Genomic DNA, 25192 nt, shown 5'->3' on the forward strand with positions numbered 1-25192 from the left:
AAAAAATAAAAAAACCAGGCTCCTAAGAGCTGGTTTTGCTTAAATAGATAATGATTATGGAAGTAATCCCCTGATTCCTGCAGCTTCTATCTTTACTGTAGTTGCTATCAGCCCTTCTGAAATAGCATGGACCGTGATCGCTCCTGAATTTACATTGGATTGTACAATTAGCTGGCATAGACCATTAAAAGCTTGTCTGTCGTGGGATTTATCACTTTCATGACTCCCTGGATTCCCATTTCCAACCCCTAAAATCTTGCCATTACCCTCCACCGTAAATTCAATTAAATTAGCGGAAGTCGGCACAACTCTACCTTGATCATCGAGAATTCTAACGGTGATTATTGAAACATCTATACCATCTGCTTGGATAACAGCTCGATCAGGCAACAGTTCCAGCCTATAAGATGACCCTGTAGTCTCAACCTTACATTCATAAGCTGGATTATTCCCCTTATATCCTTTCGCAGTAAGTGTACCTGGTTCATATAAGACAGCTTCCCAGCTTAAATGCCAATTCGGCTGCATATCTTTTTTTCCTAGGCTTACGCCGTTGAGAAATAACTCAACCACATCACAGTTGCTAAAACAATGAACATCTATAGGCTCACCTAACTTATCAGGCCAATTCCAATGTGGGAATATATGCAAAACTGTTTCATTGCTCCACCAAGCTTTGTAGTAATAATAGAAGTCCTTGGGGAAACCGCAGCTATCGAGAATGCCGAACTGTGAGCTAACAGATGGCCATGAAAAAGGAGAAGGCTCTCCTCTGTAATCAAAACCTGTCCAGACAAAAATGCCGCTCAAATAAGGGTTCTCCGCTACCTTTTTCCACTGAAGCTCTCCCCTGTGATCAAGCTCCGTTTTAGAATCCATTAAATAGATGACACTCTTATCCGCATCCGTTTCATAACCTCCCCGAGTGCTAAACATTGTTGAGGCTTCCGATACGACAATAGGCTGGTTGGGCATATATTCATGGTACTTGTCCCATATTTCATGCGCATAATTAAAACCCATGACATCCAGATCTTTAATCGAATCGACGAAAGTATCAACATCTTCATAATGTACTTGATTTTCACTATCCCAGAAGCAATTCGCAGCTGTGACAGGTCTGGTAGTATCAAGGTTTCTCACAATCGCTTTCATTGATCTGACAATACGTCCACCTTCTGGTTTAAATTGCAGGCTAGTCTCTTCATTGCCTAATGACCACAATATAATGGAGGGATGATTTCTGTTCAATAAAATCATATTTTGTAAATTCTCCAAATCTTCCTTGGAGCTGCTAAAAAACCGATTTTCACATACCACCAATATCCCTAATTTGTCGCACGAATCCAGCAGCTCTGGAGTTGGAGTATTATGGGCGCTTCTATAAGCATTACAGCCCAATTCCTTCAATTTCTCCATTCTAAATTCATTAATTCTATCTGTTACGGCTACACCAACTCCAGCATGATCCTGATGGCAGCATACACCCTTTATTTTCACAGGCTCATCATTGAGATAAAATCCGTTATTTACATCAAAACGAATACTACGCACGCCAAAAATCGTTTCATAGCTATCCACTTCCCTGTCTGCAAACACGATTGTAGTCACCGCTCTATATAAGATGGGATTTTCTAGCGACCATAACTTCGCATCATCAATGAACGCTTTCTGCTCAACTTTTGTATCCCGCCAAGTCTTTATGCTCGCATCGGTTTCCACTTGGGCAACCTGCTTGTTTTCCTGATCATATATTCGCGATATAACCTTAAAGCTCTTTTCCTCAAAGTATTTGTTAACAACGTCTATTTCGATATTAACCTCAGCGGTTATACTTCCTTCATTTCTTTGAAAATAATTAGTAATAAACGTTCCACCAGGCGCGATATGAAGCGAATCCGTTTTTATAAGCCATACATGCCGATAAATACCTCCTCCGTTATACCACCAGCCTTCATGCCCTGTCGCATCCACTCTTACTGAGATTAGATTCTCTCCGCCAAAACGGATAAAATCGGTGACATCGTAGACCACCCCAGTAAAACCGCTATCCTTGTGACCGACGTGAAAATTATTTAAATAAACCGTACTGTCTCTGTAAATGCCGTCTAGTTGAATATATACACGTTTGCCTTCTTCCGATTTTAAAAGCTCGAATTTTTTGCGGTACCATCCAATGCCTCCAGGCAATGATCCAGCTGTAACCAAATAATTATCAATAGATTCCATGGCTGGAATCGCATTTTTATCTTTAAATTTCTCATTGGAATAAGTAAATTCTCCCTCAAGTACATAATCATGAGGCAAATGGAGCGAAACCCAATCCGAATCATCCAATGTTAGATCTGTGGCACCAAAGCAATAAGCGCCTGTTTTAATACGCCCTCCATCATCCGTATCATTATAAGGAGGCATATCACCTTTGAAAAACTTCCAATCCCTATCGAATAAACACTTCTCTCTCATAAATAGTTTCCTTTCAAGAAATAATGTTATGGCATTCCGCGTCCGCGAGAAGTCACGTATAGCTGATACCATTCTCCGTGGCTTAGGTTCACTTTCATAGCTTCGCTGCAAGCACGAATCCGGTCTGGATCAGCTGTCCCGATAACCGGTTGAATATGGGCAGGATGACGGAGCAAAAAGCTGAGCACGATCGCTTCCTTGGTAGTGTCCTTCTCTTCCGCCATTCTGGCTACTAAAGCAGCCGTCTCCTGTACAGCTGCACTCGCATTCGACCTATCTCCGCCAGAGAACAAACCACGGGCCAATGGACTATAAGCTTGTAATTGAACATTAAGCAAGCGACAATGCTCAATTGTTCCGTCAGGGAAGGAGTAGTCTTTTCCTTCTGAATGGTTCATATATATACCCGCTTCTAGCCAATCCAGCTTAAGCAAGTTAAGCTCCAATTGATTGGCGACTAACGGTTCGTCCAGATAGGCTTCTAGAAGCTTCATCTGCCCTGCGCTCATGTTGGAAACGCCGAACCTATCCACCTTGCCCGTTGCTTTAAGCTGTCGGAAAGCTTCTGCTACTTCCTCTGGTTCTATCAATGGATCTGGCCGGTGAAGCAGGAGAATATCTAATTTCTCCAAACCAAGGCGATTCAAGATGCCATCTGCGCTCGCAATAATATGATCCTTAGAGAAATCAAATCGCGATGGAATCGGACCTTCCGCCGCGCGAATGCCGCATTTGGATTGAATGATGATTTTATCCCTAATTTCTGGACGCTCTTTCAACACCTGTCCGAATAAGAGCTCCGCTTTACCCTTCGAGTAAATATCAGCGTGATCAAACATGTTGATTCCCACGGAAAGCGCCGTTTCAACGGCATCATGCGCCCGCTTCAATTCCGATAACGTGACCGGATTATCGTTCCACCCTCCGCCATGCGCCATAAAACCAAGCACGAGTTGACTCGCAGCAAACCCATGCTTAGTTAGAGGTAATATGGTTTTCGAAGAATGCCTATCTGTATTCGCTGAATAGTTCATCCTATACTAAACGATTGCATACCCGACCAATGATGCCATAGATCCACCAGCGGCGTCTGCCAATTCTCTTTGCGATCCTTGTGATCAATTCGATAGTAGCAGGAATAACGAATTTTATCCGAGCTATTAGTGCCGCCGGCATGCACGAGTTGGTAGTGTGTAATGATTAAATCTCCTGGTTCTCCAACAATCTGCACAGGCTCAGGCAGTGGTACATTAGGTGAGCGCTTGAGCGTCTGAAAAGCTTCTTCCTGGAATAAAACCTCAGGCCCATGCTCTTGGAAATAATCTGCATAAGCTCGGTGGGTTCCCGGATAGACAGTGAAATTCCCGCGATTCGGCTCGGTTTGATCGCTTAGAATGATCCCGAATAGTGCAGTAAAATTGTCCAGCGTACCCTCATGCAAATGTAATACTCCGTCTATATGAGCCCCATGGTCCTGAGGAGGATTTTCCACATATTCCGGAAAACGCGGCTCAACCTGACCATAATTGATCTCATGATACATCCCTTCTCCAAGAAGAGAATCCAATAGATCCTTGGCTGGCGTTTTATTAATCAAATTTGAGATAACTTCCTGCGATTCAAGCTTCTGATAAGGTCTTAGACCTCCACGTTCTGCAGGTATCCCTTGTCCAATGGCATAGTTAATCGCCTTCATGGCTTCTTGTACCATAATCTTCGGAACTACACCAGGTACTTTGACATACCCATCTTCCAGTAACTGCTTTTTCTGATCAAACGTCAATTGCATCTAGTTCACTCCTTTAAATAGTTACTAATTCTTGTTTGCCGCTAGAACCTCCAGAGGCTCCGCGTTTCCGAATCCAGTAGGCGGTCTATCTACTGGAGCGCACCAGTGAGCAGCATTACGGATAATTCTCTGGACATCCTTGTTATGATACGTTGGGTATACCTCATGTCCGGGGCGGAAGTAGAAAATTTTCCCTTGCCCACGGGTATAACAACAACCGCTGCGGAACACTTCTCCACCTTCGAACCAGCTGAGAAGCACAACTTGATCCGGCTCTGGCACGTCGAAAAACTCTCCGTACATTTCTTCCTTCTCCAGTTCAAAGTAATCGCCGATGCCCGCCACGATAGGATGGCCAGGTGCTATAACCCACAGCCGCTCCTTTTCCCCAACTTCTCTCCACTTCAAATCGCAGGAAGTACCCATTAGTTTCTTGAACAATTTAGAATGATGCGCCGAATGAAGAAAAATCACGCCCATTCCTTGCAGAATCCGGCTAACCACGCGATCTACGATCTCATCCGCAACCTCCTGATGAGCGGTATGCCCCCACCAGAGAAGTACGTCCGTGTCATCGAGACGAGCTTTCGTCAGTCCATGCTCGGGATCATCCAACGTCGCAATTCTAATATCGAACTCTTCGCCTAATCCTTGAGCAATCGCACCATGAATGCCTTCTGGGTAAATGTCACTTACAGCAACGTTCGTTTTCTCGTGACGGTATTCGTTCCAAATCGTAACTTTAACTTTTTTGTTCATTTTTAGTTCCTCCAGTGAATACAGATCAACGACCCATTGCTTGGCGCTTTTCTATAGCATTTTTAACGTTATTATTTTGAAAGGTGTCATCTCGAACTCGATCATATTCCCCTCAAGGAGCGGAAGCATTCTCATATCCTTCTCTAGCAAATTCGTTTCGATTACTGCTTTTATATGATCTGGAAGCTGCAATTTGATCGTCTCCGCTTGCCCGCTGTGTTCGAATAGTCTGATGATTGTACCGTTGCTCCGCTCCGCCTTTTTCATTGCTGATATTAAGGTATGCTTGGCGAATAGCTCGATAGCTGGAAGCTTTTGCTTTAATTTCCCGGGGTAAGCAAGCAGCGGCTTATTGTAGGTGTAGGCTTGTTTGACAACATCGCTATCCTGCCAATGACCCTCATAGCTGTATAAAGAGTAACTGAAAGCATGCTCTCCCTGATCTCTCATCCCATCGTACACCGGCGCGTTATATTCTCGCGGCCACAACAAACAGTTCGGAAATGTTGGACTCCTCAGCACGGACATTAGAATTTCACCGCGTTCAATTCGGTAGCTTGGCGTACCGCGATTGAAGATCGCGACGTTGATACCCGAGATGGCACCAGTTGATCCCCATTCCACTGCAGCCCAATCACCGTTCGGATTCTCCCATCCAGTGAAGGACATCTCATAGCGAGACTTTGTCAATGTTCCATAGGGAATAGCATAATGACCGCTATCGTTCTTGAGAACAACAGGGGTTGGGAATGAAATTCGAATGCGACGGTCGAAGGCGTCCCAATCAATCTTCGTCTCGAAATCGACGCGCGGAATCCCGTTTCTGAGGATTACTTTTTGTTCCCATTCCAAGATCATTACACGATAATCCACTGGGTTCTGGATTTCCTCATTACCCGCCAATTGGCCGCGGTATGTCAATACGCTATGATCCGCGAACTTCTCAACGCTAATCAGCTTATTTCCATTGCCTAATCTCAGGCGAGGTCTATTCAGCTCCCGGGTTGTCCAAGGGTCGCCTACATCATGCTCAAGGACAAGCTCGTTAGCGTAGCCTTTTGCCGAATTTACCAGCTCTTGACCTGCCTTCTTATCAAAGATACTAATAACTCCATGATCATTAGTAGTCACTTTATAAAATTCATTCTCAATAGAGCGACTTTCTGTAGGAAACGGAAGTGAGGTTTCTGGAACATGGGTTGGATTGGTAATCCGCTGAATGCGATATTCCTTCCAAGACAAACCAGCAATACCCTCCACTTGGAAAGTAATCTTGTTTCCTTCCGCTTGCTCTGTGATTTCAAAGAGTGTCGCTTGTTTCCCCTGTTCATCCAAGAGTGTGAAAGATCCGCTTCCTGCAATGTAAACCTCCGCATGCTGGGTAACCTCGTAGCTATGTGGATTAAACACAGAAATTGTATGATCATCCTGCTCAATAGTTACCTGTTTGAGCTGTTCCAAAGCATCTGCTAAGTGATCATCTATCTCTGCATAAAGCTCTAGTAATTCCTTATAGCCTACATCAATATGGGTACCCGTTATGGAATCATGGAATGCAGCAAAAGCGATTTTCTTCCAGCTTTCCGTTAAGTCTTGGCTAGGATACGTTAAGCCTTGTAAATTTGCGAGGGCAGCCCATTTCTCGATGCTCTCTGCTTTGTTCTCCAATCGTCTCGTTTCCTGCTTAGTTTTAATCCGCGAAACGAGGCAGCCTGTACTCACCGGATTGCCATCCACTTCCTCTGAGACTCGAGTAGGATCGGGTGAATCGACAGCCCTAATATCCTCCTTGTAACGCTCCGCTAAATCTTGGATCAGCATGAATGTATAGTCATAGTCTGGTTGACTTGCATTAGCTGCCGCAACTTTCTCTGCCAAATTCATGACGACGAGACTTTCTTCGCCTCCAGCTGCAATCAAACCAAAAGGATGATGGATCATATTAAGCTTTGAAGGATCTATTTCGGTATCCATACCCATCCGGTACGAATGGTCAAAGCCGCGATCAAGGCAAGTCTTGCAGCCATAGCCATGACAATCAGGGCATGGTCGGTAATACGGTGTACGCCCAAGGTATTTCATGTTCTTCGTTCGGAAATCCTGCTGAATATAAAGAAAGGTACCGTCTAGCCCTTTCCAATATTCCTTGGTCGGGAATTTATAAGATAAGCCAGTCAGCCATTTAATCTCACACCCGCGGAAAATCTGCGGCATCTGCGCCGAAGCACCGAATCCATCGTTGACGCAGCCGCTTGTCGGCAGAACACCTAAAGTATCCTCTGCCCATAGCAAGCCGTATACCAGATTGCGGACAAGCGTTTCCCCTATCGGCATATTAGGATCGGGAATAATTTCGCCTGCTGCCAGCAATTCGAATCTGCCTTCTTTAATGAGCTGTTTGAAAACTTCCAAGTGTTCTGGATGTTTTTCCAGGTAGGTTCTTAACACAAGTGAGCATTCAATCTCAAATTTCAGATCGCTGCCCTGTGATAAGGTCACCCAATCCTCAATGCAAGCTTCTTGAATGACGCTGCAGCTTACGAACTTCTCGTTATTATAATAGAATGGCTTTTTAAAGCCACGACGCCAAATCGGGTCAAAATGATTGCTGCAATGAATATAAATGGTCTTGGGTTCTATTATTGATTCTATTTGTGATTCTCTGTTTGTCATCGTTGTTAGTAGTTCCTTTCTGCTAGTTAGTTACTGAATTTCCAACTCTGCCACTTGTCCAAGAGACATTTCAAGCTCCACTGTAGCTGTTTCTTCAGCAGAATCGTAGTGGACTTCAACGGATACTCCATTTATTCTAATGCTTGGTTTTTGGGAGACTATCAGCTTAAGCCGACTTGTTCCCGCTCCTTGAATGCTCGCTCGAATGATTCCATCCTCATATCGATAATTCAATAAATCCAATCCGTATGCTTCTTGGATGGTTACCGGGTATAAACACTCATGAACTCTGTATACAGAAATAGTCACAGGGTTCTCTCCATCCACTAAGTCAACGGGCAGTTTGTTCGTAGCCAACAGCGACTGACCGCCAATCTCTATTTTCTCAATGTAGGGTCCGCTGCCTTTCATCTCAATGTCGAGGATTTTATTGCGGAAGTGAAGCCCCTGTAAAGTCATTTCTTCTCCAGCATAGGGATAGAACGTTAATCCACCGGCTTCCATTCCTACACCAACGACACCATGAATGGCAGCTTGATACCAGCCGCGCATGGAATAGCCATGCCACATGCCTTTGGAAGTATTCCAACGATCTAATTCCGGCTCATCCGTGTCAATATAACAAGGGATCCCTTCTGGAATAGTCAGCTTCTTCGTCCAGTAGCTCACCCAACCAATCCACTGCTCGATTAAATCCGGACGATTCTGGCTGTTAATGAGCCGCATATAATACTCTCCGGTCACCGGCCACCAGCAATGCAATTGATTGGCATCTTTGTCATAAGCATCCGACCAGACGGGAATTTCCCTTAATCCCGCTTTACAGACAACATTTTCTTCAAAAAACTTTAGACTAGGGGTACTAATCGGATCCAAAAGCTCGCTGCAATAACCGTTTTCCCATTTGACAGCATTCGAGTTAAATGAATTTCTCCGCTCCAGGGTCTTAGAATCGATTGAGCTGACAATAAAATTTTTCTGCTCATCATAGAAAAGTGGCAGAAAGTTTTTCTCGATGTTAGCAAAGGTTGTTTTCGCAGACAGTTTCGTTTCTTTATCACCTGTGAGCTCGGCCAAATACTCCATTGATCTCGCAGCACAATAGAAAATGGTATTGTTCAAACCGCTAATATCGTTGCCAGTTTCGTGCATAAACAAAGGAAAGTCAGGGAAAAGTGAAGCCCCATCGCAAAAGCCAGTCCCTTGAACCTCATTAGTTTTAATTAGCTTAAATATTCGCTTGGCAAAGGCGTATCTTTCCTTCACCTCTTGCAAATCGCCTGAAATCATATAGTACTGATGAAGCAAGGAAATATACATGCTCTGAGAAGGAAGTGCACTAATGCTATTCAAGCCCATATCATGCCTGAAGCTATGGCCGATACCGAACTCAGCGTCGGCTGTGTCCTCGTAGAATTGCAGCATCTCTTGGATAAACGCTTGATCCCCCCAATAAAGCGAGGCATAATTGCTCGTCATTCCATCCCAGCCCCATACCCAATAGTTCGCTGTTTTGGCTTTAATTGCACCTGGCGTATCAGTTACCTTACAGGATTCATGGTATAGAGGGGCCAAGCTAATAAAGTTATTTAATTCCTCATAAGGACTAACCAATACCGGAGCTCGATCGATCACCGCTTGATAACGGTTGAATTGCTTGGCTACCAGCTGCTCTACATTGGCAGTTAATCCGCTGATTCGTTCCTGCAGCTCCGCTTTTGTCGAAGCAAAGGTAATCACAAAGCTATAAGCTGTGCTAGGTAACAGAAACTCATCGCTGACGAGTATAAATTTCGTATTGATCGGGCGTTTCACGAATTGTAACGGAAAATTGGCACTTATCCCGATATGCAGGGCAATTGGAGCCTGATCATCATTATGATCAATATCTTGATTATTAATATTCAATTTCTTATGCTCATCCACATGCTCTTTATACCTATCTTCTAGGACTCCATGTAATAAGTTATTGGCTTTATTAAATTCCCACTCCTGCCAATTGCGGTCAGCACCGCCGCCGCTATAACGCAAATCCTGTGAATCAACGGGAATTAATCCAAAATTCTCATAAAATTCAAAATCGAATTTAAGCCCAGCCGGTAGTTCAGCTGGCGTAATAAGCTGGATAACAATCGATTCCTCGACTGCGAATATCTGATGCTTCAACAACGAACCTTCAAAATCACATTGTGCTTCAATCCCAAATGGCCATATTTTCGTTTGATTATGCTGCAGCTTGTAGATCACTTTATTGCGTTCCAGATAATACCTAAACCCATCCCAAAGCCTTTGTAAGAATATCGTATGGCTGCCTCTGGTTTGCAATGGATTGCGATAATCCACTTGCGTGACGGAGTTTTCGTCCATTTGGAAGGTCAATCTGCTGTCTGAAAACCATCTTGGCGTTTCAGGAATTCCTGTCTCTGCATATATAATTCCTCTGTTCACGGTATGCTTCATAGTTATATCTCTCTGCCTTTCTTGACAAAAAATCGGCAAGCAGGAAATCCCGAGGGCTGCTCCAGCTTGCCGTATTGTGTGATAAATTTAGCCTATTTCAAAGGCTTTAGATATTTTTGAAGCACGTTTTGGTAGTTGATCCATGCTTCATTTTGCAGCTTAATGTTTGCCAACAGCTCTGGAGTATTGAACTTTTCAATCGCTGCATAGTTTTTATCAAAGTTATCCGGTTTATCGATAATTGCTTTAACATTTGCGTTCTTGGCGCCATCTGCTTGGAAGCTGGCAACCTTAGTAATTTTGCCGTACTCTTCTACAATTTTGTCGAAGGCAGCTTTTGCATCTTTAGCATCTTGACCAAGTGGTAATTGTTCCCAAAGAGTCGATTGACTTAGGCCATTTGTTCTAATAACCGCCGAAATTACGTTATCTATGTTAATTGAATCTTTATCCTGTACGTAGACCCGGGCTGGTGAATCAACTACCGTTAGATAGTTTCCAATCCCGTTCGTTTCTTGGTTCCATGCACTGTCATGCTCGGTTTCGTTATTATACATCCCATAATAAGTGCCATCTTTTTCTGATTTTGCACCTGAAACAGCCCAAGCTTCTAGTTCTTTATATTCCGGTTTGAATCTTCTATCTGCGCCTTCACCAGTAGAGAATTCCGGTGGACCCCATTTTCTTAATGTTCCGGCTTCTTCACCAAGGTTCCAATCGATCCAGTTGAGGATTTGTGGAATTTGCTCATCTGTGATACTTTTCGTAATTCCTACAGCACCTTGATTATTAACTAATGTAAGAACCCGTCTTGAATAATCCTGATGATCATTTTTGAAGCTTGACATGAATAATGGAATGGCTCTAAATCCGTAACCTCTGTTCTCTGTTTTGGCTTTTTCTCTTGCATCATTAACTGGAAGCCATGGGTGGAATACGGCATATTCACCATTAATGACCTTTTGATTTTTCTGATCTTCTTTCTGGATGAAAACTTCTTTGTCGGATAAGCCTTCGTTATATAATCCATTCATGAACTTGGTGAACGTCTTCCATTCTGGCGTTCCAAAGACATATTCCAAAGAAGTTGGACTTGTAATACGATCATTCAAGCCATCTTCCCACCAGAAGCCTGTCAAATTGAAGTTAGCCCACCATAATGCATCAGCAGTATTCGAGAATTGAATGTGTGAAGGAATAATTGTTTTGTCGCCTTGTTTCGTGCCAAGCTCTTTTACTTTTTTTAGATAGTTAGTCAAATCCTCGTAGTTCTTAATCGGCACATCAGCTGTCAAGTCCTCTATAGTCAGCTTGCCGCCTTTATCCACGTAAAGCTGTCTCAATTCAGCTTCGGTTTTCGCATCAGGATAAATCTTCTTAAGAATATCGTCTCTGAAGTAGTAAGTCATTGGACTGATCGAGAAGTTCTCGGCAAAAACAGAGCTGTCTCTCAGTTCTGGATTAAACCCTACGCTAAAATTGCCTGGTATATACCATAACTTGCCATCACCTGGATCTACATTCGCATTGTACCAATCATCCAAGGTAACCCCGTATTCTGCATATCTTGCTGCCGTACGAGGCATGTATTTCTTTATGTCATCTAGCGTGATCTCCCGCAAAGTGCCTTGTTTTTTCAAGTAATTGTATACTTCGGGATTGTTAAATACACCAGACGCAGGTGCAAGGATATCTGGCACCGTGTCCGCTACCTCTTGCAATTGCAGATACTGTGTAAAGCTCTCAATATTTTTCGGTTTTTCAACGATTTTAGGAATAACTTTTGTGTTTGCTCTCCAGATCGGGGTCAGTGCATCCTCTGTAGGGTTTTTGTTCCCTGTTTGCAGGTTACCTAGAACCGAAATATTCAGGTCTGTTAAGCTAGCCGGATCAAGTCCGAGCTTGCCCCCTGTAGTCTCAGCAGGAGCAGGACTTTGTGTTGGACTTGCGGATGCCGTACTATTTGTACTTGCAGCCGGACTGCTGGATGGTGTTGCTTCCTTATCCTTAGTACAGCCAGATAGAGCGAGTGTTGCCCCCAATACAATTGTCAAAATTGACGCAGAAGATTTTCTTAGCGCTTTCATCTGATATAATTCCTCCTTGATAATGTTTGTTAACTCTATTTAAACAGCTTCTCTCTAAGCGATGCTTAAGTTACGCTCTCAAGAAGCCAATTAAACCAATTACTGAATGGGCTAAGCCTTTACCGAACCAAGCATCATACCCGAAACAAAATATCTTTGAAAAAACGGATAAATGAATAATAACGGAAAAGTAACGATTACCATAACTGTCATTTGAATGACCTGTGGTGTCGGCACCGTACCTCGGCTAAAGGATCTTCTAAGATCTTCCATAGTCGAAGCGTCCACCATGTATGTTGTCGAGCTGGAAGTCAGCGCATTATACAAAACATACTGCAAGGTAAAGAGTTTTTCTTTAGTCACATAAAGCAATGTAGTCGTTAAATCCAGCCAGCCGCTTACTACAGTAAAGAACAGAAAAGCTGCAATAATCGGTTTGGACAAAGGCACGATGATTTTAACGAAAATCTTCCAATAATTGGCCCCGTCTATCATCGCTGACTCTTCGATTTCAAGCGGCACTTGCTCGATAAAGGTACGAATAATAATCATACTGAAGAAAATGAAGGCACTAGGCAGGATATACACCATAAAGTTGTTTATGAGTCCTAGCTTAGCAATGACAATATAGTTGGAAATAAGTGAGCCCCCAATAAACATAGGCATAATCAGATAATATAAAATCACTTTTCTTCCCGGCAGATGTCTTTTGGACAACGCATAGGCTGCCAGCAAACAAACACCAACGCTAAAGACAGAACCGATGATGCAGCGTGCGACCGTAACAGTGAAAGCTGAGAAAAGAGTATCATAAGCCATGACATATTTATAATTATCTAATGTAAAAGCCCGAGGCCAGAGCCAGATTGGGCCTTGTGCGGCATCTGCACCTTCATTAAGTGAGGTCACAAACACATACCAGAACGGATAAATAGTCAGAAGGCAAATCGAAATCATTAGTATAATGTTAAATAGGTCGAAGGTTTTTTCGCTTTTTGTTGACTTAACCATATTGTCCTCCTTAGATGATCCCGGATCCGCTCATTTTTTTGCTTGTGTAATTGGAGATCATGACCAGAATAAATGTGACTACTCCTTGGAACAAACCGACTGCAGCAGCCAGAGAATACTGTTGGGAACGTACCCCGACATAGAATGTATAAATATTAATCGTGTCCGTTGTTTGTCGAATAACTGAGTTCTGCAGATTAAATATCTGGTCAAAATTAGATGAAAACAGACCAACAAGCGAAAAGATAAGTAGTATAGCTGTAGTTGGTATCAACGCAGGTAGCGTAATATACCAAACCTTTTGCCAGCGGGTTGCCCCATCCACTACAGCCGCTTCATATAAGCTTGGATCAATTGTCGTTAAAGCTGCTAAGTAAATGATGCAGCCCCAACCAGTTTCCTTCCATATTTGCGTCAAGATAAGCAGTGGAAGAAAGTAACCCGAGTCTTGCATATAGGAAATTCGCTCTCCTCCGAAGATGAGCACTTTCAAATTATTCAAGAGCCCGCTGGGATCCACAGTTAGAAAGATGTAGACAAGACCCGATACGGTTACCCAGGAAACGAAATGAGGAATATATGAAACCGTTTGCGTTATTTTCTTAAATTTGCTGCTTTTTAATTCATTGATAAGTAAGGCAAAGATTAAGGCAAGCGGAAAGCTCGTGATAAGAATAAAGAAGCTATAGGTTATGGTGCGAATAGCTAATTCATAAAACCATGATTCTTGAAGAAACGCAAAGTGCTTAAACCCGACAAATGGACTACCCATTCCCATCCAGCCTTCTGTAAAATCGTAATCCATGAAGGCGATTACATTGCTGAACATCGGAATGTAATTAAAGAAAAAAGTTAATCCGATTGCCGGTATAAGAAAGAGATACAGAATATAAATCGAGGAAAACTTAGTATTATACGCGACACCCGACCGGGTATTTTTTCTCATGTATTCGACTCTCCTAACCTTGTGTATTATGACTAACTTCGTTTGAGCCATAAGTTAATTATAGTGAATCAGCCAATTAATTATAGAGACATAATAGAGAAAAATAGTCGAATATGGCTTTAATCAATCTGCATCTTTTCTAGGTCTATAAGGCTGTAAAATGGCATTCAAAAACCGGAGACGAAAATCTCCGGTTTTCTGAATAGATGTTTATTTGGATTTGTATTGCTCCAGCTCTTCCTGTGTAAAAGCTTTGATTTTTATCGTTAAGGTTGTTCCCTTTTGATTCTCACTGTTTATATTAATTCCATACGAATCACCGTAATACAATTTAATTCTTTGAATTAAATTTTTAATGCCGTATCCTCCCCGAGTTTTTTTGAATTGAATTTTTAATACCTTATCAATCGTTTCCGCGTCCATCCCAGAGCCATTATCGATCACTTCAAATATAAGATCATCACCTTGCTGATTCCCTCTAATCGTAATTACGCCATCTGACATCTTTTTCAACCCGTGTAGAATAGCATTTTCAACGGCTGGTTGAAGTAAATGTACCGGAATGTAGATGTTTTGCATTTCCTCTGCTACTTGAAATACCAATTGATAAGGGTTTGAATTCGTATATTGCATAATTTGCACATATTCCTTGATTAATCTTAACTCATGGGACACTAGAATAATTTCCTCACCCTCATTAAGAGCGATTCTGTAATAATAAGACATCGAGTCAATCATTTCCGCCGTCTTCGCATCCTTATTGCGAATGGCAAACCACTTAATAGCGGAAAGCGAATTGTACAGCAAGTGAGGATTTAGCCGCGCATGGAGCAGCTTGATTTGCAGTTCATTATTCTGGCTTTTCGATGATAGTAAATCGCTATGAGTCTCATTCATCGTGTTGATAATATTAATAAACTTTTGCTTAATAACAGAAATCTCATCTACATTCCTCGCATTTTCCAAATCGGGATCCAAGGATAAGTAGTCTCCGCGAATGTTGTTTCTTTTTAGGTAGGTCATGAAATCGCCCAAGCTGCCAGTAATTTTCTTCGAGGTAAAATTCGATGCGAATATAACCAGAATCCCAAGGGTAATCAAGCCAGCAAGAATAGATAGCAATACATGGAGGTTTTTTAAATAGAGTATGTTTTTTGGGATAGTAATTGTAATTAAACTGCCATCTAACAATGGTTTGCTATGGATGAGAAACATCTTCTCGCTATTCTCAATTAATGGTTGATTAGCAGTTGATACAAGAGCACCGGAGTTGAGAATTTCTCCAGAGGCGGACGCATGAATGAGAATGGCTGATTCTGGTAGTCGCATCAGGGACAAATAATTCTGAATGTCGGAGTATGGGATATTGACCTCCAAAATGCACGGAATTCCAATTGCACTCGTAATATTTCTATAAAAGGAAATGAAATTCTTATTAATCGAACCGCTCTTCAATTGCGCATTCCATATTTCTTCCATCACAGGGGTTTCTAATATTTCCGCAACTAGCTTGCTGTTGGTTAGCTCATTTATATTTGCAATATATTCACTATTGCTGGAGTAATTTGCAACATAAAAAGTGAATGCGCGCGTATTCGGATCTGAGAATTCAAGATCACGTGTTAACGACCTCATATAGCTTTGAAAATCATACGAGGTGAGCGGATCCCACTCCAATGCACTAATAATCCCTGAAACGACATAACTGTTGATGTGAAAATAACGGCTTTTATTAATAAACAATAGGTAATCCCGGTTAATTAAATTAACGTTTGTGGTAAGCTGTTCATTGATTTGGTTAACAAAATCCTTTTTGATGGTCGCACATACGGTTATATAAATGTAAATCGAGATGAGGATAAAAGGAATCAACGTAAATAACGATAAGCTGATTTTTATCTTATTGTTCATATTAAAATAACTGCTCATGAAACGAATAAACCGCATGAAAACGATGCCGCCTCCCTTAAGACGATCTGCCGTATCGATCAATATATTGCTTAGGTGTCAGTCCAGTGTTCTGTTTAAACAAGGAACAAAAATACGAATTATTAAGATAGCCGACTTTTTCCGATACGTCGTATACCTTGGCATTGGGTTCAAGCAATAAGGTTTGGGCCGCTTCTACTCGACTGGCAATGAGAAAATCAAAGATGGTTTTACCTGTACTTTGCTTGAAAATATGATTGGCATATCTTGCACTGAAATAAAAAGTTTTTGCAATTTGTTCTACGCTTTCAACTGTATTGAAATTTTCTTCAATGTATTTTTTAATATCCTCAACCACTTTTTTATGTCGGTTGTTTTCCAGGTTATTCGAATGCTTGATGACGTCCTTCATTAAATCCTGCAGCCATTGCTTGATTTGATCAGCCGTTTCAAACTGATATAGTTTATCCCAGAGTATAAACTTCTCCCCGAATACTTCCTCTAAATTAACATTTTTCTCTAATAAGATCATTTGCAATGTATTCACAATAGAAACGGTAAAGCTCTTCACATGTGACTCAATGAAATGCTTGTTTTTACCATAATGACTTTCGATAAATCTCATGGCATCCTCTGGCCGGCCGTTCTCCATCATAAGTTGCAGTTCTTTCTTAATGGCTTGAAGATCGTATTCCAGAATCTGATCTATTACTGGCATTTCGGATGCTGCAATAATACAATTGCCACTCCCGTAAAACTTGTTTTTTACCGCATATTCAGCTTGGTAGAACAGCTCCGTAATATGGGTCAAACGATCCGAGGAATGACTAATTCCAATGGTTACCTGAAACTTCATCTTTTCGTTCAGCTCAGCTTTGCAGCTGTTTAATAATTCCATTAAGTCAGGACTATTATTCACATTAGTTGCTAATACGATAACAATGCAATGGTATCCATGATTGGATAGATATGGAGTCACGTTTTGCGGCAAAATCTCTGCCAAATAATCGATTGTTTTTCGAATAATCGCATATTTCTGTTCTTTGGAATAGTGTGAGTACGCGAGCTCATAGCTGTCGATTTCAATAAAAGCTACCGAGTATTGCCCATGGATATTTTCTATCCCATGAGATATGAGCTGCTCGTTTGCTTCCGATTCAAGAGACCATTTGCCGTAAAGGAGATCTCTAAAAAATTGTTCCTGTAAAACCGGCAAGCTGACCTGAAGCTGCTGCTGTAGTTTTTCTTGTACACGATCCTTATTTAATTCAAGCTCAATCACACGTTTGATCTTAATGATAACCGCAGTCAATTCATCTAACTTGATTGGTTTTAAGACATATCTGAACGCATCCAGATCCATGGCTTCCTTGATGTAATTAAAGTCATCAAAACAGCTCATAAAAACGAATTTCGTATTAGTGACATTTTTTTGAATCATATTCGCCATCTTAAGCCCATCCAGAATAGGCATATCTACATCCGTCAGAATAATGTCAGGCTTTAATTCCATCGCCTTCTGATAACCCTCAGATCCATCCGCAGCAACTCCAACCACTTTTATGCCAAGATGATCCCAATCTATGTGCTCCGAGACTCCGTTCAGATCCAAAAGGTTGTCGTCAACTATTAGAATTGTAAGCATGTATAATCCCCTCGTTCCCTTTAGTCTAGAAGCATCTGCTAATCTATTATATATTGATTTGAACCTGTCAGCTAGATAAAAAAACTTTTGTAAGCGCTTAAAATAGCCTATATCAGAAGCGTACTTTTTACCTGCACTTTGGTCAAGTCCGATATTGACAAAAAACAACCCAATCTGGTTGAGTTCCAAATAATCGGTTAGTTAAAGAACAACCTCAGTTTTTAAGTGCTCAAATTATTTAAATGGATTTCCTCCCGTTAAAAAATGGATTTAACTTTGTTATTATGATTTACATGGATTTCCTCCAGGTAATTAAGCTGAAATTGCCTTGAAACAACTAAAGACACATTTTACATGGAGCAATTCCAGTTATTCACTGAATTTGCCCGAATACTGCAATATTAACATGAGGTTATCCAGTTACTCGATTTGTGGTGTAACACACCGTGCATAATCTCCTAGACAATGAAAAAATCGACAAGCCCTATCTTGAAGGGGCTTGTCGATTTAATGATTACTGTTATTGCTGAACGGTAAGTAATAATCTCCAGATGACAACTGCTGCTTGAGCTCTTGTTGCTACACCTTTTGGAGCAAAGTTACCATCGCCTAAGCCATTAATGATGCCAGCTTTCTGGATAGCCATTACTGCCTCCGATGCATAGTCAGCTATTGCCGACTGATCTTTGAAGGTTATCAGTTGGCTATTGCCATTTAGATTCGCGCCTACCAATTGAGCGGCCTTATAAATCATAACGGCCATTTCTTGTCTGGTGATCAAGTCATTGATCCCGAACTTTCCATTAGAATTTCCTTTGCTGATCCCGAGCTTCTCTGCAGAGGCCACAGATGAATAATACCAAGCTCCTTCTTTAACGTCGCTGAACGATGATTTGTCGTTAATGTCTGATAAATCGAATGCATTCATCAGCATCGTAATGAACTCCGCTCTTGTAAGCAGCTTCTCCAGTTTAAAGCTAGCTTCTCCAACTCCCATCACGATCTCTCTAGCTGCCAAAGCCTCTATACTCTCTTTTGCCCAGGCTACAACCGCGATATCTTTGAAGTCTATTCCGTTAAAAGCCGCTACATAATGACTGAAGTGCATGGGGCCGAAAGTAATCTTGCCCTTTTCCTTGTCATATTTGCCATTCTTCACGGTTACCAGCTTGCCTTTATCATCCAAATAGTAGATGACGATCTTATGCGGATTTTCTCCAGGCTTTAACGTATAGTCTAGCTGAACTTTAACATCCCCATGGCCAAACTTGCTGACTTTTCTGTCATTGACGATGAGATTAAAGTCATAAACTGGATTGTTTCCGATGCTTTGTTTGACTTTATCCGATAAAGTCGATGGATCTACAGTCGTCACGGACAGCTGGATAGATCCGCTAGCTCCGCCTTCCTTCTCCAATAAGTCTGTAGCAAGAGATACCGTAGCAAAACTGCTTTGGATTTGAATCTGCTCGATATTTTTTTCTAACGCTGCTTTAAAGGCTTCGCTAGGAATATTGACGGTGATTCCCTTAGCAGATTCAGTACCATGAACATCAATCAATACACGGGATTCTTTTGCTGAATTAACAAGCGCTTTGAACTCATCCGTATTTACATTTGCAACAGCTTGACCGTTAGCATCCGTGATCACTTCTACATCCATTACGCCAGGTACTTGCGTCGGTGCTGGTGTTGGTGTTGGTGTTGGTGTTGGTGTTGGAACTGATGTTGGCGCTTGTGTCGGCGATGTCGGTGTTGATGTAAAAATTAATTTTGTTACAAACCCCGCTGGCGTTCCAGTAATCACATTTGCCGGTATACGCACTAACAACGTATGGCTGCCGCTTAAGTTTAAAGCATTGAATACCGCTGCGTCGTACATGATGTATTCAGCACTATCGAGCTTATATTCCATCGCTGTTGTTAAGCCCGTTACGATATTCGTGACATCATTTAATGTCACGCTTGGTGCAGCTATATTATTATTATCGACGATGGTATTCATACTGCCCGTATCGTTGATAAATTTCAACACCGTTTCATCGAAGCTGTTTCCCCGAACGATCTGTCCATAGGAGGAGTGTGTCAGGTCAACGCCTGTACCCAAATTACTAAGGCTATTATCCTCAATAATCGTATTCGTAGAATCCCCTGTCCCAGGCACATTGTCGTATGAAGAGCTGTGCGAAGCCGAAATGGCATAAATGCCGCCATAGCCTGGCGCTTCTGTCTTACCGCCAGTTGGTTGGACGGTATTGTCTCCAGATACAGAATTGTTGAGTATTTCGGTTGAGTAAACATCAATCGAATAGTAGCGATCACTAGTATTGCGTGAGGTATTGAATCCAATACCGCCATGATCGCTGCGGCGCGAAATGCCCTCGACGTGATTATCGGCAATCCTCGTATAATAGCCTGGTGAAATGCCCTGATTATTACGGACCGTGTACATGAATATACCTTCGGAATCTACACTGGTATTACCTGCAACAACGCTGTCGAACGAATTACCGAACAACCAGATCCCTTTAGCATTGTTCGTTATCGTATTATCATAAATTGTTGCATTATCGTTTGGCGTGATAAGCGTAAAACGACTCGTATTATCCGGCACAACCTCGAAAGGTGTTCCCACGTGATAGGTGTTATTAGTACGGCTGCTTATTTTACGCATTTGCCCCATGCCTTTACCATCAGTAATAAGCAGTGACAAAGCGCCGAATTCCAGCACAGGATCGGAGACTGGTTTCTCTGGTGCAACAAGGACGGTTGTCGAAGTCGCTTTCAGCACCTTTCCATAATTGAATAAGGCGTTTGGAATTTCCAGAGCAATCGCTTCACCATCGTTTTGAGCGTTGGCGTGATCTCCCATGTTCTCGATTATATTGCCAGCAATATAAGCATTGCTTCTTGCGAACAATCCATGAGATTCCCTATTGGCAGCCGGATTAACAGCCTTAACATGATTTCCCTCAAAGAAAGCATAAGTAGACAACCCAACAATAAAGCCTTCTGTAAATTCAAAATAATTATTTTTAAGTGTATAGTATTGGTTGACCGAAGTTATAAACGGCTGTGCATGCCAACCCACAAAATGGTTATTCTGAATCAAAATACGTTCTTTCGCAATAAATTCGATTCCGATTCCGCGGCCGCTGCCAGTTCCTCCGGTGGAGTCAGTCGGGTAATCAATCTTAACGCCTGTAACGAACAAACGGTTACTCTGACGCAAGCTCATATCACCAAAATTATTGCCCCATTTTTCTCCGATCCAAATGAAGGAATCCGGACGCATGGTTGCATCAGTCAATAGCAGGCTCAAATTTGCTACGCCTTGTCTTTCCGGTATGTTGTCACCTTCATAATTTGTTGAATCGATGAAATTTTTGTTCGTACCCGTGTAATAAAGCTTTGTCAGCTCCGTATCCTCTCCTAACAAAACTACACCCGATGGAAGATTAATCGTTTCGATATAATAGCTGCCCTTAGGGAAATATACGACGCCTCCAGTTTCTTCAGCTGCATCGACAGCATCTTGTACAGCATTCGTATCATCCGTTTGGTCATTCTGTGTAGCGCCAAAATTTGTTACATCATATTCATTTTCCCAGTTGAAATCGCTGGCCCATGCCACGCCAAGTCCGAGAGGATCCTCACCCGCCGCGACAACTGTAACCTTCTGGCCATTATCCAGCCTAGACCAGTTTATTCCGTCATCATTGGATACTTCCACGAAGTAGTCATCTGGATTTGCCGAACCGACTGTAAAGGTTATGCCATAAGGATTCAGGCTCTTGACCGTAGTCGCTGAGATGCTGCCTTCTCCGTTGTTTAATCTGACTTTCGTATGAGTCGAACCACCAAACTCGCTCTGATCAAAATTTCTCCCTGCTAAATCAATATCAATCCCACTATATGCTTCATAATCTGAGATGAATAGCGGTCTTGCTGCATTCAGCTTGGAAGGAGCGCTCCAACCATGTGAGTTCTTCACCCAAACATTGTAGACACCAGGCTGTGCATTCAGGGGAAACTCCGCGACTGTAAAAAAGCCGCTTCGATCCTTCTGCACGATTACCGGATGAATCGCATTGATCGAAGGCTGATCAGCAGCAGTTCCTGCCAAATCCAACTCAATCGCGATATCCACCGTATCCTCATCCATCCCATAGCCGTTAACCGTAAATAGCTTGCCCGGTTTAACTGCATCTGACAGTTTCAATATAAAAGGAGCATTGTTCTCCTCGACATTGTCAACGGTCAATCCAACTGCAGCAGAATTCGCCTCTGCCAGTTTGTTCACATCGTCCGGATCCATTGTTGCATCCAGCGTATATGTTCCGGCAAATTCAGTTGTAAAGCTGAGAGCCACCATCCCATTTATATCAGTGATACCTGTAGCCACTATTTCCGGGATTTCTTCTCCGAAGCTGATTCCATCTCCTACATGTTCGCCATGAAGGCGTAGTTTAACTGTTGCTCCATTAAGTGGAGATAAGCCTAATCCCTCATAGTTGACTTGAGCATACACATTCTCTGCAACAGTAGTACCAACTACCGCTTGGATCGCTTCCGTATCAGTGAGTGTAAGCACCGTCTCCGTCATGAGCGGTATTGCAACATTTACAGACTCTGTCGCTGAACTATAGCCTGTTCCTGTTACATTCCGCAGCCGGTAAGAATAGGTCTGGCCTCCTGTCAGATTCACGTCCTCATATTGCACAGCTGTGCCGTTTAATACGGCAAGTTGTGTATATTTGTCGTTGCCTTGCCGTCTCTCCAGAATGAGCTTGTCAGGCGAACCCGCATTGGTCCAAGTCAATCCCGCTTTTCTGCCCGGCAGTGCCTCTACAGCTAGATTCATCGGTTTAGCTGCTACCGGAGCATCAAAGAAAAAGCTCGTTGCGCCAAAATCCTTCGACGGAGTTCCAATGACGATTTTGAAACTGCCTTTCACAAGAAACGAGACATAGCCCCCATTGTTAAAAGTGGAATCAAGAACCGACCGCTCTGCGATAATATTATTCTGCAAATCAGTCAATTGTACGGAGACCGTTTCGGTCTGTCTTGAATAGAAGCTGAACACATGCTCTTGATCATCGTTCAAGGTAAACGTATACGCACCTGAAAGCCTATTCATTTGTGCATAAGCCCTGTATTTTTTTCTAGGCTGACCTACCACGACTAGATCTGTATCCGCAGTATTGCCAGGCGGCATGTCAATGACATAATTATAATAACGATCCGAATCTGTTAGAGGCGGCAATACCACTTGACTCTCTGTCTCGTACTGATAAGAATCGACGTAAGACGGCAAAGACTTGATGTCATTGCTTGGTGTAGCTGCGATTGTAGACCATTCATTTACCTTCGGAACCACACTTGTGTCGTAGCCTACAAGAATATAGCCATCACCGCCATATTTGTTATGCCACTGTCCACTCGTTTGTGAATCCAATCCGAGGATCGTCCTCTGTTGCTCTGGAGCTACTTCTGGCTCCGGTTCCGAATCGAAAAATACACCCTGAAGGCCAATATTCTCCCAACCGCCGTCATAATGGAATTGGAAGCTTCCCTTCACTTTGAAAGTAACATAGGTGGAATCGGAACCGTTCGAACCGAACAATGTCGCACCTTTCGTTAAGGGTAGTAAATCAGTTCCAATCAGATCTTCAATGCCAAACCAGCGATCATCAAGTTGTTTGGTGCTGTATACCGTGAACAAATGCTCCTCGGTATCATCCAAATGAAAGGTAAGCGTTCGACGCCCCGCATTGTTCGCAAAACCACCGTTAAAAGGAATATCTGGCGCATCTCCACCGATTTCAATCGCTGCTTCAACCTTGGTTGTTAGCCCCGTTCCTTCCGCACCTGCCGGGATATCCAGAATGTTCCCGAGCAAAGTAGGATCTACAGGCAGCGGCCTCACTTTGGTTTCGGTTCCATTATTCAGTTGATACGCATTATCGCCAATATTTTCAATATAGTCAGGCTTCTTCACGATATCATTTACGTAATTGTCTACTCTTAAGACATCCACGGAAGGGGCAGTCGCTCCGTATCCGAAAAGTATATATCCGTCTTTGCCATATTTATTATTCCACTGACCTTTTGTCGTTTTATCGATCCCAGAGTAAGATGCGCTTGATACCACAGGATCTGCCTTCGCAACTGGTGTACCGATTAATAAGTTAGATGATGCCATCAATAGGACTAGTGTGGACGCTAAGCTTTTTTTGATGAATTTATTCATTTTATCCTCCATGCTGCTTTTATTTTTAAAAATAACCGTTATAAAACCAACTCTTGACTCACCACCTCGTCTAAATTGAAAGCGTTTTATTAATTTCATTTTAAGAATACTTTTTTCACATATCCTCAACAAGCTCGATACTGCCCAAAAATAGTCCGAACTGGATGAGATTACTGGCACAATAGGATTTGTTAATATGACATACGAAAATAAGGGCTGCACCAAACTACTTTGGCCAGTTTGACCGTGATAGTTTAATACAACCCTTTTTTTCAAAAAGATATTGCGTTGTGGTTCCTCCTATTATTGCTTAAAGCAGAGTTTGGTTATGTTTGCGAAAGGCGAAAGGAGACTGGCCGATATGACGGGTAAATAATTTGCCGAAATAGGCAGCATTATCAAATCCAACGCTGTTGGCAATAATTTGAATCGGTAAATTAGTTTGGCCCAGAAGCAAGATTGCTTTCTCAATCCGATAACGCAAAAGAAATTCATATGGAGCAATACCCACATGGGCATGAAACAGTTTAGTGAAATAAGCGCGTTCTAAACCGACTTGCTTCGCAATCAGCGGAACGGTAATATGTTTCTGATAGTTATCTTGGATGAACCGAATAGCTTGACTTATATAGAAATCTCTTCTTCCCTTGGTGTGGCGACGTGCTGGCAGGGAGGTACCTGCTTGCGATTGAAGATAAGTCGCAAACACTTGGAGCAGCAAACCTAAACAGCTTGCTTCAGAGGCAAGGCCGTCATCTTCGGAAACCCGCAGAAGTTCAGCAAACAGAGCTTCCACTCGTTTCGGTTCAGCATGGGCATGGGTAGGTGACAATTCCGTGATTTGAGATAATTTCAAGAGATTTGCCGCATTTTCTCCACCAAAACCGATCCAATAATAAGTCCATGGATCATCACCATCCGCACGGTAAGAAACGGGCCGATTAGGGAACATGCAAAAGCTGTCTCCAGGCTTCAACCGATATTCGCAATCAGTCGTGGAGAATATGCCTGTTCCTGACACGACATAGTGCAATAAATAATGATCGCGCATTGCAGGACCGTACGAGTGGGATGGAACGCATTGTTCAGTACCACAATAATGCAGGTTAAATCCGAGTTCTAATCCCCCGTTTATGTAATGTTCCATATAGTGATTCGCCAACTAAGCCAACTC

At 42.4% G+C, this 25192-nt stretch carries 13 protein-coding genes; all 13 read right to left on the bottom strand.

The features are described 5' to 3' along the window. Positions 1-54 precede the first annotated feature (54 nt). Positions 55-2466, bottom strand: a complete 2412-nt coding sequence (gene galA, locus EHS13_RS23300) for a beta-galactosidase GalA (protein ID WP_162463214.1) — start codon at positions 2464-2466, stop codon at positions 55-57. A gap of 26 nt (positions 2467-2492) precedes the next feature. Then, positions 2493-3500, bottom strand: a complete 1008-nt coding sequence (locus EHS13_RS23305) for an aldo/keto reductase (protein WP_155702691.1) — start codon at positions 3498-3500, stop codon at positions 2493-2495. Continuing rightward, entirely contained in the window at positions 3497-4255 is a 759-nt protein-coding gene (locus tag EHS13_RS23310; RefSeq protein ID WP_155702692.1) for a phytanoyl-CoA dioxygenase family protein, read from the bottom strand. The genes EHS13_RS23305 and EHS13_RS23310 overlap by 4 nt, the downstream gene beginning before the upstream one ends. Before the next feature lie 24 nt (positions 4256-4279). Continuing rightward, a complete protein-coding gene (locus tag EHS13_RS23315) occupies positions 4280-5014 on the bottom strand; it encodes a ThuA domain-containing protein (protein ID WP_155702693.1) in 735 nt (244 codons plus the stop codon). Between the two features lie 51 nt (positions 5015-5065). After that, complete coding sequence (locus EHS13_RS23320; RefSeq protein WP_155702694.1) at positions 5066-7687, bottom strand: glycoside hydrolase family 38 N-terminal domain-containing protein; 2622 nt, start codon at positions 7685-7687, stop codon at positions 5066-5068. A gap of 30 nt (positions 7688-7717) precedes the next feature. After that, on the bottom strand, positions 7718-10135 hold the full coding sequence (locus EHS13_RS23325; protein ID WP_227013491.1) for a glucosidase family protein: 2418 nt from the start codon (positions 10133-10135) through the stop codon (positions 7718-7720). A 104-nt stretch (positions 10136-10239) separates the two neighbouring features. Further along, on the bottom strand, positions 10240-12234 hold the full coding sequence (locus EHS13_RS23330) for a hypothetical protein (RefSeq protein ID WP_155702696.1): 1995 nt from the start codon (positions 12232-12234) through the stop codon (positions 10240-10242). A gap of 111 nt (positions 12235-12345) precedes the next feature. Next, on the bottom strand, positions 12346-13245 hold the full coding sequence (locus EHS13_RS23335) for a carbohydrate ABC transporter permease (RefSeq protein WP_155702697.1): 900 nt from the start codon (positions 13243-13245) through the stop codon (positions 12346-12348). Positions 13246-13255: 10 nt separating this feature from the next. Further along, complete coding sequence (locus EHS13_RS23340) at positions 13256-14191, bottom strand: ABC transporter permease (protein WP_162463215.1); 936 nt, start codon at positions 14189-14191, stop codon at positions 13256-13258. Between the two features lie 210 nt (positions 14192-14401). Continuing rightward, the gene (locus EHS13_RS23345) at positions 14402-16138 is read right to left on the bottom strand and encodes a sensor histidine kinase (protein WP_162463216.1); all 1737 of its coding nucleotides are present in this window, start codon (positions 16136-16138) and stop codon (positions 14402-14404) included. Positions 16139-16157: 19 nt separating this feature from the next. Continuing rightward, a complete protein-coding gene (locus EHS13_RS23350; protein WP_155702700.1) occupies positions 16158-17765 on the bottom strand; it encodes a response regulator transcription factor in 1608 nt (535 codons plus the stop codon). Between the two features lie 520 nt (positions 17766-18285). Next, on the bottom strand, positions 18286-24018 hold the full coding sequence (locus tag EHS13_RS23355; protein WP_162463217.1) for an S-layer homology domain-containing protein: 5733 nt from the start codon (positions 24016-24018) through the stop codon (positions 18286-18288). A 310-nt stretch (positions 24019-24328) separates the two neighbouring features. Beyond that, positions 24329-25180 carry an AraC family transcriptional regulator gene (locus tag EHS13_RS23360; protein ID WP_155702702.1) on the bottom strand — a complete coding sequence of 284 codons (852 nt, stop codon included), beginning with the start codon at positions 25178-25180 and terminating at the stop codon, positions 24329-24331. Positions 25181-25192 lie beyond the last annotated feature (12 nt).

It is taken from the genome of Paenibacillus psychroresistens (genome assembly GCF_009728935.1).
GTDB lineage: Bacteria > Bacillota > Bacilli > Paenibacillales > NBRC-103111 > Paenibacillus_AC > Paenibacillus_AC psychroresistens.

Coding starts and splice junctions, on each gene's coding strand:
- galA (WP_162463214.1), bottom strand. CDS start 2,466: ATGAGAGAGAAGTGTTTATTCGATAGGGATTGGAAGTTTTTCAAAGGT.
- EHS13_RS23305 (WP_155702691.1), bottom strand. CDS start 3,500: ATGAACTATTCAGCGAATACAGATAGGCATTCTTCGAAAACCATATTA.
- EHS13_RS23310 (WP_155702692.1), bottom strand. CDS start 4,255: ATGCAATTGACGTTTGATCAGAAAAAGCAGTTACTGGAAGATGGGTAT.
- EHS13_RS23315 (WP_155702693.1), bottom strand. CDS start 5,014: ATGAACAAAAAAGTTAAAGTTACGATTTGGAACGAATACCGTCACGAG.
- EHS13_RS23320 (WP_155702694.1), bottom strand. CDS start 7,687: ATGACAAACAGAGAATCACAAATAGAATCAATAATAGAACCCAAGACC.
- EHS13_RS23330 (WP_155702696.1), bottom strand. CDS start 12,234: ATGAAAGCGCTAAGAAAATCTTCTGCGTCAATTTTGACAATTGTATTG.
- EHS13_RS23335 (WP_155702697.1), bottom strand. CDS start 13,245: ATGGTTAAGTCAACAAAAAGCGAAAAAACCTTCGACCTATTTAACATT.
- EHS13_RS23340 (WP_162463215.1), bottom strand. CDS start 14,191: ATGAGAAAAAATACCCGGTCGGGTGTCGCGTATAATACTAAGTTTTCC.
- EHS13_RS23345 (WP_162463216.1), bottom strand. CDS start 16,138: ATGCGGTTTATTCGTTTCATGAGCAGTTATTTTAATATGAACAATAAG.
- EHS13_RS23350 (WP_155702700.1), bottom strand. CDS start 17,765: ATGCTTACAATTCTAATAGTTGACGACAACCTTTTGGATCTGAACGGA.
- EHS13_RS23355 (WP_162463217.1), bottom strand. CDS start 24,018: ATGAATAAATTCATCAAAAAAAGCTTAGCGTCCACACTAGTCCTATTG.